This window comes from Sphingomonas sp. S2M10 (assembly GCF_012650175.1).
Classification (GTDB): domain Bacteria; phylum Pseudomonadota; class Alphaproteobacteria; order Sphingomonadales; family Sphingomonadaceae; genus Sphingomonas.
Genome location: NZ_JAAILI010000026.1, coordinates 69430 through 79085, shown reverse-complemented (window position 1 = coordinate 79085; position 9656 = coordinate 69430). Strand labels below are relative to the sequence as shown.

Sequence of the window (9656 nt, the reverse complement as noted above, 5' to 3'; positions counted from 1 at the left end):
TGAGAGCGTGATCAATCGTCGTCGATCAGGCGCCCGCGGCACACCCGCCAAGGTCAATGCGACCGCTGGTCTCGCGGCCAGCGAAGGACTAAACTCGGTCAGCATCTCGGATGGCAGTCATGAGAGCGTATATCTGGGTCCGTTCTGTGTACCGACCCCTAGATGGCACTTGCCCGTTGAGACGGCCCGTCCGATGTGCACGCTATAGCCCGATATTACCGCATCCCTTCACGCGGCGGCTTCAAATCGGAAGATCTATCGCCTTCTATCTCCACAAGAGTAAAGAAGTGGAGATACGGTATGAGCGTTGCGCCGCATGTCGCCCGCAGGACAATTCGCCGGCATCAGCTACGAGAGATCGTGCCGCTTGCCGACAGCACAATCTACGACATGGAGCAGCGAGGAGAATTCCCGCAGCGCTTCTATCTCACCTCGCGTTGCGTCGTCTGGGATCTGGCAGAAGTCGAAGCTTGGCTTGACGCTCGACGCCGTGCCTCTCGGGCCAATGCTATCGAACGCGCTCCAAGCCCCGACGTGAGATTGCGCCGCTCTCGGCCTGTCAAACACTAGGCTCGAGCTCAAGCAGCTCCATCGTGGCCGGGAGCAGGGTCGGCACATACTTCCGACCCGCGACCCAAGCGTCCACCAGGTTGGACCACTCCTGCATCATATGCCGGCGCTGGTGCTCATACTCCGCCTTGTTGTAGACGCCACGCGAGGACCGTCCGTCCTCATGCGCCAAGCACTTCTCGATCCAGTCGCTGTTGAAGCCGAGTTCGTTCAACAAAGTGGACCCGGTGCGTCGAAGATCGTGAACAGTGAAGGGCTCAAGTGGCAGCCCCTCCTTTTTCGCTCTAGCGACCACGGCGGTCGTGATCCGGTTGAACGTCGCCCGCGACATTGGCGCGTCAGCGTCATATCGCGACGGAAGGACATAGCGCGAATTGCCGGCGCAGGTTTTCAACGCGATGAAGATGTCGATGGCCTGCTGAGACAGGTAGACGTTGTGTGCCTTCGACCGCTTCATTCTTTCCTTGGGTATCGACCAGACGGCGTTCTCAAAATCGACCTCATCCCAGGTGGCATCCTGGAGCTCGCTCTTCCTGACCATCGTCAGGAGGAAAAGCTTCATTCCCAACCGTATGGTCGGCAGTGTCGGCACATGCTCAAGCTGACCGAGCATGACGCGGATCTCCGCGGGCGATAGGGACCGATCCTTCGGCACGAAGGTCGCGATGGACGCAGGCCCAACCTCATCCGCTGGGTTGGCGACCTTCTCGCCATGCAGGATGGCGAATGCAAAGATCAGCTTCACGATATCGCGCACATGGACGGCCGTGGCTGGAGCGCCGCGATCCTTCACTTTCCCACACATCATACGGAGATCGTCCGGCGTGATCTCCGTTAGGAGCCTGTTTCGGAATGTCGGCAGAATGTCGCGCTCGTAGATGGAGCGCCGCATAGCCCGCGTGCTGTCCGCCATGCGCGACTCCTGGAACCACTTTTCGCCGAACTCGCCGAATCGCTTCGCCTCCTTCAGTCGCCGCTTGTCATGCTGCTTCTCTTGAGCAGGCGACCGCCCCTCTGAAATGGCCCGCTTCGCATCGATCAGCTTCTCGCGAGCCCTGGCAAGTGAGAGGCCGTCAGGGCCATATCGGCCGAGCGTCAGCGTCTCGCGCCGTCCGTTGAGTCGATAGTCGTACCGAAACACGATCGCCCCGGACGGCTGGACCACGACATACATACCGTCACGGTCACTCACCTTGTACAATTTCTTCTGTGCTTTCAGCGCCTTAATCGCTGTGTCCGTGAGCATGGAGACCTCCAAATCTGTCCAAAAACAGCAGAGAGGCACCGATTATACCGTCAGCCCAAAACTGGGGTCACTGAAAGTGAATTTCATTCGCTCTTTCAATGCCTTAAGGCCAAAAACTATACCGTCAGCAGCTCTCTTGGCCATGACGGTATAGCGAAATCTCTAACCGAACAAGTTCCCCCATACCGTCCACTATACCGTCAAACCGGAGCACTGTCCCTCGATAGATGGCGATAGACGATGACAGTTTTATCTTTGTTATTCAGATACTTATGCCGTACCCTGGCGTACAATCGGATACTGCCGGAGGGGCAAAAATCATTCCCACTCGATCGTGCCGGGCGGCTTGCTCGTATAGTCGTAGGTCACCCGGTTCACGCCGCGGACCTCGTTGACGATACGGGTCGAGACACGCGGCAGGAAGCCGGCGGGGAATTCGAAGGCCTCGGCGGTCATGCCGTCGATCGAGGTCACCGCGCGCAGCGCCAGCACGCTGTCATAGGTGCGGCCGTCCCCCATCACGCCGACGCTGCGCACCGGGGTCAGCACCGCGAAGGCCTGCCAGATCGTGTCGTAGAGCCCGGCATTGCGGATCTCCTCGAGATAGATCGCATCGGCCTTGCGCAGGATGTCACAGCGCTCCTTGGTGACTTCGCCGGGAATGCGGATCGCGAGGCCCGGCCCCGGGAAGGGGTGGCGGCCGACGAACACGTCGGGCAGCCCCAGTTCGCGGCCGAGTGCGCGGACCTCGTCCTTGAACAGCTCACGCAGCGGCTCGACCAGCTGCATGTTCATCCGCGCGGGCAGGCCGCCGACATTGTGGTGGCTCTTGATCGTCACCGAGGGGCCGCCGGTGAAGCTGACGCTCTCGATCACGTCCGGATACAGCGTGCCCTGCGCCAGGAAATCAGCGCCGCCGATCTTCTTCGCCTCGGCCTCGAACACGTCGATGAAAGTCTTGCCGATGAACTTGCGCTTCGCCTCGGGGTCGGTGACGCCGGCGAGGCCGCCGAGGAACAGCTCCTCCGCATCCACATGGACGAGCGGGATGTGGTAATGCTCGCGGAACATGGTGACGACCTGGTCCGCTTCGCCGGCGCGCATCAGGCCGTGGTCGACGAACACGCAGGTCAGCTGGTCGCCGATCGCCTCGTGGATCAGCACCGCGGCAACGGCGGAGTCGACGCCGCCCGACAGGCCGCAGATCACCTTGCCGTCGCCCACCTGCGCACGAATCTCGGCGATCTTGGCGGCGCGGAACTCGGCCATGGTCCAGTCGCCCGACAGGCCGCAGACATGGCGCACGAAGTTCGCCAGCAGCTTGGCGCCGTCGGGGGTGTGGACGACTTCGGGGTGGAACTGCATCGCGTAATAGCGGCGCTCGTCGTTCGCGATCACCGCATAGGGCGCGCCGGGGCTCGCCGCGACCGGACGGAAGCCGGGGGCGAGTGCCGCAACCTTGTCGCCATGGCTCATCCACACCTGGTGGCTTTCGCCGGTCTGCCACAGGCCGTCGAACAGCGCGCAGCCATCGGCGATCTCGATGAAGGCGCGGCCGAACTCGCCGCTGTCGCCCTGCACCACCTGGCCGCCCAGCTGATGCATCATCACCTGCTCGCCATAGCAGATGCCCAGCACCGGCAGGCCGCTGTCGAAGATCTCCTGCGGCACGCGGGGGCTGCCCTCGTCGAGCACCGAGGCGGGCGAGCCGGAGAGGATGATGCCCTTGGGCTGCATCCGGGCAAAGGCCTCGGCGGCGGTGGTGAAAGGCGCGATCTCGGAATAGACCCCGGCTTCGCGAACGCGGCGGGCGATCAGCTGGGTCACCTGGCTGCCGAAATCGACGATCAGGATGGAGTCGGTGTGCTGGAGCGTCATGGCTGGCCGATAGGGAGCGATCGCCGGGCTGTCAAAGGGGTGCGGGCGATCAGGGGCGCAGCGGCTCGGCAGCGATGGGATGGCGCACGCAGGCGAGCGTGCCGACCAGCACGGTAAGCCCCGCCACGAGCAGCGGGATCGCCAGGCCGTAGCGGTTGACAAGGATAGCGCCGAGGAATGCGCCGAGCAGGATTGCCGCCACTGCCGCAAGCCGCCGTCCGATGTTCGGGTTGCGCCCGCCGGCCAGGTGCGAATCGGCAGCGATGCCGGTGAGTGTCAGCGTCAACACCGTGGTGGTGAGGTCCGGCACCTTGAGCTGGCGGATGGTGGCGTTGCGGAAGCCCATCGCGATCGCGGTGAGAGCGATGATCGCGAAGACGCAGGTTTCGGGCAGGATGCCCATCGCGCCGGCCCAGGCGGCCACCCCCGCCGCCACGCCGAGCAGAACCGCCTCGATTGCGGCGGCGAGCACCAGCCAGTGCCGCAGCGGCTGTCCGGCGAACCGCGTCCCGACCCTCCCTGCGACAAGGGCGCCGCCAAGGAAAGCGCCGAGCGCCACGAGGTACGGCGCGATGGTGAAGCCGGGCGTCCCCGCCAATGCGAAGCCGAGGAACACGATGTTCCCGGTCATGTTCGCGGTGAACACCTTGCCGAGCCCGAGCACACTCACCGCGTCGACGAGGCCCGTGGTGACGGAGAGCAGCAAGAGCAACGGCGGAAGCGGGGAAGCGGCGGTCTTGGGGTCGGCCATGGCGAGGGTCCTCAGAATCGAAAGTTGCTTTCCAGGCCGATCATCCGGATCGGGCGGGGCGCGCCGGTTTCGCGCAGGAAGCGGCCGGCCTGGAAGAAGGAAAGCGAGGCGGAAAGCTCGAGCTCGGCGGTCGCCTGCCAGGCGATCGCGCCTTCGATCTGCTTGCCGATGAAGCGGGCGCGGCTGGTGCTGGGCGCACGGAGCAGGTTGCCGGGGATGTCGTACACGCCGTCTGCGGTGGCGTAGCGCCAGTAGGCGCTGCCGGCGATGCTGGCGGAGACGCCGCCGCCCAGCGTGCCGGCGATGCGCGGGTTGAGGTTGATCAGGTTGTACGGCCCGACCGGCGACAGCTCGCCGAAATATTTGCCCTTGGGGAACAGCGCGTTGAACGTGCCGAGCCGGCGATCGCCGGCATGGCCGTCGCCGCTGATCACGTTGAAGCGCAGCACCGCGTCCGGCGCGAAGGGCAGGTTGGGCAGCTTGCGGCCAAGTTCGGTGCCCAGCGTCCAGGCGGCGATCGGTCCATCGGCGAAGCGGCCGAACTGGGCGACGCCCTCGATATTCCAGTGCCAGTTGTCGCGCGCGCCATAGACACGCGCGCCGAAGCTGTGGCGCAGCTCGCGCCCGGTACGGTCGCCGAACTGCGCGGTGCGGTTGCGATAGCCGAGGTAATAGAGATCGATGCTCGGCAGCACGGCATAAGCGCCCCAGAGCCTTTTTGTCGGCGAGGTGCGATCGTCAAAGGTGCCGAGCCGAGGTGCCACCGGCGCGACGGCAAGCAGGCTGATCCTGGCCCGGCCCACCGCCACGATCCCGCGCACGCCGTCAAAGGCGAGCGGCACATTGGGGCCGTAGCGGGTGCCGATCAGCCGCTCGGTGCCCAGCGACAGCATCTGCCGCCCGCCGCGCAGCGTGACCGCGCCGAGATCGAGCTCGGCAAAGCCCTGGAGCAGGTCGGTGCGGGTCTGGTCGACCGGGCCGGCGGCGGGGCGGACACCGGCAGCATAGGCGAGGATCGGCTGGGCAACGGCGCGGACGTGGCCGACATGGAGATCGGCATAGGGCAGCACGCGGGTCCAGAGATACGTGTCGTCGGGCGAGGCTGCGTTACCAAGCGTATTGTTGGCGAAGGATTCGCTGCGCAGCCGGACTTCGATGCCGGTGGAGAGCCACGCATCGCCGCCGAGGGGGATGTGTTTGAACGGGCCGGTCCAGTGGTGCGCGCGCTTCTTGGCGTCGGCGAGGTCGGACCAGTCCTCGTCATAGCGGGTGATGCTGAGCGTCGGCGCCTGCCAGGCTTCGGGGGCGGGGCTTGGGGTGGGTGCCGCCTGCCCCTCGCCGATAGCCGTCATCCCCGCGAAGGCGGGGATCCATTGGGGCCGCCGGATCGGCTTCTGCTTCGAACGCACTGGCGAATGGATCCCCGCCTTCGCGGGGATGACGGTGGGTGGTGTGGCGGGGTCAGTCTGTATCGCGAGCGCCACAACCGCCGCGGCGAGGCTAGCCACGCCGCTTCGCCTGCTCCGCCACCAGCGCCGCAAGGACGAAGCCGCCGATCAGGCCGAGATGCTCGAAGAAGGCGTTGGTCGCGCCGAACCGCTCAGGGCCGGGCGGCATCGTCCAGAAGGCATTGGCGGTGAAGGCGGCCAGCAGGGTGAACACCCCCAGCATCCCCGCCCCCAGCCAGATCCAGCGCCCGGTGAGGATCAGCAGAGGCCCGACCAGCTCCACGACGATGGTCAGCCCCGCCCAGAGCGCGGGCGGGTGCATGCCGAAATGCGCCTGCTCCGCCACCGCGCCCGTCCAGTCGGCGAGCTTGACCAGCCCGCCGAGCAGATAGGCGCCGACCAGCAGCAGCCGGGCGAGGAACCAGGTCGGCCGCCAGTCGATAATGGCGTCGACGAAGCGCGGGTCGGGCGTCGCCATGGTCACTTGCCCGCGGGGCTGTGGATCTCGGCGATATAGCCGCCGGGGAAGCGCACGATCACCGCGCGGCCGCCGGCCGCGGCATAAGGCTGCACCAGCGTCTCGACACCGGCGGCCTTGGCCTTGGCGAGCGTCGCGTCGAGATCGGGCACGGCATAGCCGGTCATGTCGCGGCCATAGGGCCAGGGCAGCAGGCCATCGGTGACGAACACCACCATCTTGCCATAGCCGCTGGTGATCGAGATGCGGCGGATCGTCTTGCCGGGCTCGCCCACCTCGGCGCCGGGCGCGGCGCGGTCATCCGCGGTCACCTTGGCCTTCGCATAGCCGACCCAACTCTTCACGAAGCGATCGGCGACATCCTCGGTCAGATAGATGCGGTTCTCGGGCACGGTTTCCAGCGGCGTGTAGCTGGGCTTGGTGGTGTGCCAGTAGAGTTGCATGTTCACCCCGCCCGGCCACTGGATCAGCGAATCGCGGCCGATCGGATCGGGGAAGGTCACCAGCCGGCGGACCGCGCCGTGCTGGACCGCAGCCTTCACCGCTGCGTCGATGTCGGTCACCAGATAGCCGGTGCGCTCGTCGCCGAAGGGGAACGGGATCGGCGTCTTGAACCCGAACACCGAAACGGTGCCGGCGGGCGTCAGCACCAGCTGCGACTTGGTGAGGCTGGTGGTGGGCGTCACCTGGAACACGCCCTGCTTGCTGGTCGTGCCGCCGAAGGTCGCCTGGAAGCTGGTGACGAAGCCGTCGAACTGGTCTTCCGGCACATAGACATGGGTGGTGTCGTATTGCGGCCCGACCGCATAATCGGCGGTCTGCTGGGCGAGCGCCGGGGTGGCGACGACCAAGGCGGAGGCGAGGAGGAAGAGGCGCATGGGCGAACTCCTGAAGGGCGAAGGAAAATAGATCCTCCCCTGCAAGGGGAGGTGGCAGGCCGCAGGCCTGACGGAGGGGTGTCGCCGCTGGCGGGGCTGTCCGCCGTCACCGGCCGGGACACCCCTCCACCACGCCGCTGCGCGGCGCGGTCCCCCTCCCCCTCCCCCTCCGGGGGAGGATTTGCGGGGCGAACCCATCACACCGCCCAGCAGCCGCAGCCGAGCGCGCCCCAGAAGCTCTGGACGTCGGCGGCGGGCACCTGCGCACCCAGCGCGGCGGCATGGTCATGGCCATGGACCGAACAGCTGCTGTGGCAGGCGCAGGCCGAAGCCAGCTGGGCGCGGGTCTCGGGCGACTGGTGGTAGCCGCCGAAGGTCGCGACCGGGGACCAATCGGGCATCGGTCGGGGCAGCGCGGGCGCGAGCGGGGCATAGTCGCCGTCGCCATGCACCACCTGCCCGCCGAGCAGCGTCAGCACCGAGCGGATATGGACGATCTGGTCCTCGGCGACCGAGAAATAGTCGGCCGAAAGCACCGCGAGATCGGCGAGCTGGCCGTCCTTGATCTGCCCTTTTTTGCCGACCTCGTTCGAGAACCAGGTGTTCTCGTGCGTCCACATCGCCAGCGCCTTTTCGCGGCTGACGCGGTTGGCGCCGGGATAGAGCTTGAGCCCGCCGACGGTGCGGCCGGTGACCAGCCAGCTGAGCGACACCCAGGGGTTATAGCTCGCCACCCGCGTCGCATCGGTGCCCGCGCCCACCGGCAGGCCGGCGGCGAGCATCTTGGCGATCGGCGGGGTGCGCTCGGCCGCCTTGGCGCCGTAGCGCTCGACGAAATATTCGCCCTGATAGGCCATGCGGTGCTGCACGGCGATGCCGCCGCCAAGGGCCGCGATGCGATCGATATTGCGGTCGCTGATCGTCTCGGCATGGTCGAAGAACCAGTTTATGCCGGTCAACGGAATGTCGCGGTGGACCTTCTCGTACACGTCGAGTGCGCGGCCGATCGTCTCGTCATAGGTCGCATGGAGCCGCCACGGCCAGCGATGCTCGGCGAGCAGGCGGATCACCGGCTCGAGATCGCCTTCCATGGTCGGCGGCATGTCCGGGCGGGCGACGCGGAAATCCTCGAAGTCGGCGGCCGAATAGACCAGCATCTCGCCCGCGCCATTGTGGCGATAGCTGTCGTCGCCCTGCCCCGGCGTCACCTGCTTCACCCAGCCGGCGAAATCGGCCAGCTCTTGCCTAGGCTTCTGGGTGAACAGGTTGTAGCTGATCCGCACGGTCAGCTGGCCGTCGGCATGCAGCTTCTCGATGATCGCATAATCATCGGGATAGTTCTGGAAGCCGCCGCCCGCATCGATCACGCCGGTGACGCCCAGGCCGTTCACTTCGCGCATTAAGTGCCGGGTGGAATTGCGCTGATACTCCTCCGGCAGCTTGGGGCCCTTGGCGAGCGTCGAATAGAGGATCGTCGCGTTGGGATGCGCGAGCAGCAGGCCGGTGGGGTTGCCCGCGGCATCGCGGACGATCTCGCCGCCCGGCGGGTTGGGCGTGTCCTTGGTATAGCCCACCACCCGAAGTGCGGCGGCGTTGAGCAGCGCGCGGTCATAGAGGTGGAGGATGAAGACGGGCGTATCGGGGGCGACGGCGTTGAGCTCATCGATCGTCGGCAGCCTTTTCTCGGCGAACTGGTGCTCGGTGAAGCCGCCGACCACGCGCACCCATTGCGGCGCGGGCGTGTTGTCGACCTGGCGCTTGAGCATCGCCATCGCGTCGGCGAGGCTCGGCACACCGTCCCAGCGCAGCTCCATGTTGTAGTTCAGGCCGCCGCGGATGATGTGCATGTGGCTGTCGATCAGCCCCGGGATCACCCGGCGGCGATGCGCGTCGATCACCTGCGCGCCCGGCGCGGCGGCGGCGCGGACCTCGGCTTCGCTGCCCACCGCGAGGAACGTGCCGTCGCGGATCGCGATCGCCTCGGCCACCGGATTCTCCCGGTCGAGCGTCGTCACCTGCGCGTTGACGAGGATCAGGTCGGTGGCGGGCATGCGGGCATTCCTTGCGAAGAGCGGGGCAGGCAGCAGCGCACCGGCGGCGGTGGCGCCGGCGGCTGCGAGGGTCTGGCGGCGGGTAAGGCTCATGCCTGGTCGTCGGGCTGCTTGGCCGGCACGCCGAGGATCTGCTCGGCGCAATCGGTGTGGAGGTACGCGACGACGTCGTGGCCGGCGAAGAGCCGCTTCGCCACCGGCACCACCTGCTCGCCGACGAGGATGCCGAGCAGGCCGATCAGTGCGATCGTGGGCGGCGCCGGGGATTTGACGCCGAGGAGGCTGTAGACGACGCCGACCAGCAGGCCGGCGGCAAGCGAGATCAGATAGGGCTTCATCTGCAGATCCTCCCCGGC

Annotated in this window: 9 protein-coding genes; 1 reads left to right on the top strand and 8 read right to left on the bottom strand. The window is 66.5% G+C overall.

Annotated elements, in window-relative coordinates; genetic code table 11:
• Positions 1-300: 300 nt before the first annotated feature.
• Entirely contained in the window at positions 301-570 is a 270-nt protein-coding gene (locus S2M10_RS07235; RefSeq protein WP_099503730.1) for an AlpA family phage regulatory protein, read from the top strand.
• Here S2M10_RS07235 and S2M10_RS07230 read toward each other — a convergent pair.
• The 8 genes from S2M10_RS07230 to S2M10_RS07195 all read right to left on the bottom strand — a co-directional run bounded on the left by S2M10_RS07230 (position 560) and on the right by S2M10_RS07195 (position 9638).
• A complete protein-coding gene (locus S2M10_RS07230; RefSeq protein ID WP_099503732.1) occupies positions 560-1816 on the bottom strand; it encodes a tyrosine-type recombinase/integrase in 1257 nt (418 codons plus the stop codon). The two genes, S2M10_RS07235 and S2M10_RS07230, sit on opposite strands and share 11 nt — an antisense overlap.
• Before the next feature lie 318 nt (positions 1817-2134).
• Entirely contained in the window at positions 2135-3694 is a 1560-nt protein-coding gene (gene guaA, locus S2M10_RS07225; protein ID WP_168845517.1) for a glutamine-hydrolyzing GMP synthase, read from the bottom strand.
• A 49-nt stretch (positions 3695-3743) separates the two neighbouring features.
• Complete coding sequence (locus tag S2M10_RS07220; RefSeq protein ID WP_168845516.1) at positions 3744-4445, bottom strand: YoaK family protein; 702 nt, start codon at positions 4443-4445, stop codon at positions 3744-3746.
• A gap of 11 nt (positions 4446-4456) precedes the next feature.
• A complete protein-coding gene (locus S2M10_RS07215) occupies positions 4457-5797 on the bottom strand; it encodes an alginate export family protein (protein ID WP_168845524.1) in 1341 nt (446 codons plus the stop codon).
• A gap of 148 nt (positions 5798-5945) precedes the next feature.
• Entirely contained in the window at positions 5946-6371 is a 426-nt protein-coding gene (locus S2M10_RS07210) for a DoxX family protein (protein ID WP_168845515.1), read from the bottom strand.
• Positions 6372-6373: 2 nt separating this feature from the next.
• On the bottom strand, positions 6374-7249 hold the full coding sequence (locus S2M10_RS07205; protein WP_168845514.1) for a glyoxalase: 876 nt from the start codon (positions 7247-7249) through the stop codon (positions 6374-6376).
• 197 nt (positions 7250-7446) lie between these two features.
• Positions 7447-9300, bottom strand: coding sequence for an amidohydrolase (locus S2M10_RS07200; RefSeq protein ID WP_168845523.1), 1854 nt, complete (start codon positions 9298-9300; stop codon positions 7447-7449).
• 89 nt (positions 9301-9389) lie between these two features.
• On the bottom strand, positions 9390-9638 hold the full coding sequence (locus S2M10_RS07195; protein ID WP_168845513.1) for a XapX domain-containing protein: 249 nt from the start codon (positions 9636-9638) through the stop codon (positions 9390-9392).
• Positions 9639-9656: the final 18 nt, after the last annotated feature.

What these genes read in the sequence shown, in the direction of transcription:
- S2M10_RS07235 (WP_099503730.1), top strand. Translation starts at nt 301, where the DNA reads ATGAGCGTTGCGCCGCATGTCGCCCGCAGGACAATTCGCCGGCATCAG.
- S2M10_RS07230 (WP_099503732.1), bottom strand. Translation starts at nt 1,816, where the DNA reads ATGCTCACGGACACAGCGATTAAGGCGCTGAAAGCACAGAAGAAATTG.
- guaA (WP_168845517.1), bottom strand. Translation starts at nt 3,694, where the DNA reads ATGACGCTCCAGCACACCGACTCCATCCTGATCGTCGATTTCGGCAGC.
- S2M10_RS07220 (WP_168845516.1), bottom strand. Translation starts at nt 4,445, where the DNA reads ATGGCCGACCCCAAGACCGCCGCTTCCCCGCTTCCGCCGTTGCTCTTG.
- S2M10_RS07215 (WP_168845524.1), bottom strand. Translation starts at nt 5,797, where the DNA reads ATGACGGCTATCGGCGAGGGGCAGGCGGCACCCACCCCAAGCCCCGCC.
- S2M10_RS07210 (WP_168845515.1), bottom strand. Translation starts at nt 6,371, where the DNA reads ATGGCGACGCCCGACCCGCGCTTCGTCGACGCCATTATCGACTGGCGG.
- S2M10_RS07205 (WP_168845514.1), bottom strand. Translation starts at nt 7,249, where the DNA reads ATGCGCCTCTTCCTCCTCGCCTCCGCCTTGGTCGTCGCCACCCCGGCG.
- S2M10_RS07200 (WP_168845523.1), bottom strand. Translation starts at nt 9,300, where the DNA reads ATGCCCGCCACCGACCTGATCCTCGTCAACGCGCAGGTGACGACGCTC.
- S2M10_RS07195 (WP_168845513.1), bottom strand. Translation starts at nt 9,638, where the DNA reads ATGAAGCCCTATCTGATCTCGCTTGCCGCCGGCCTGCTGGTCGGCGTC.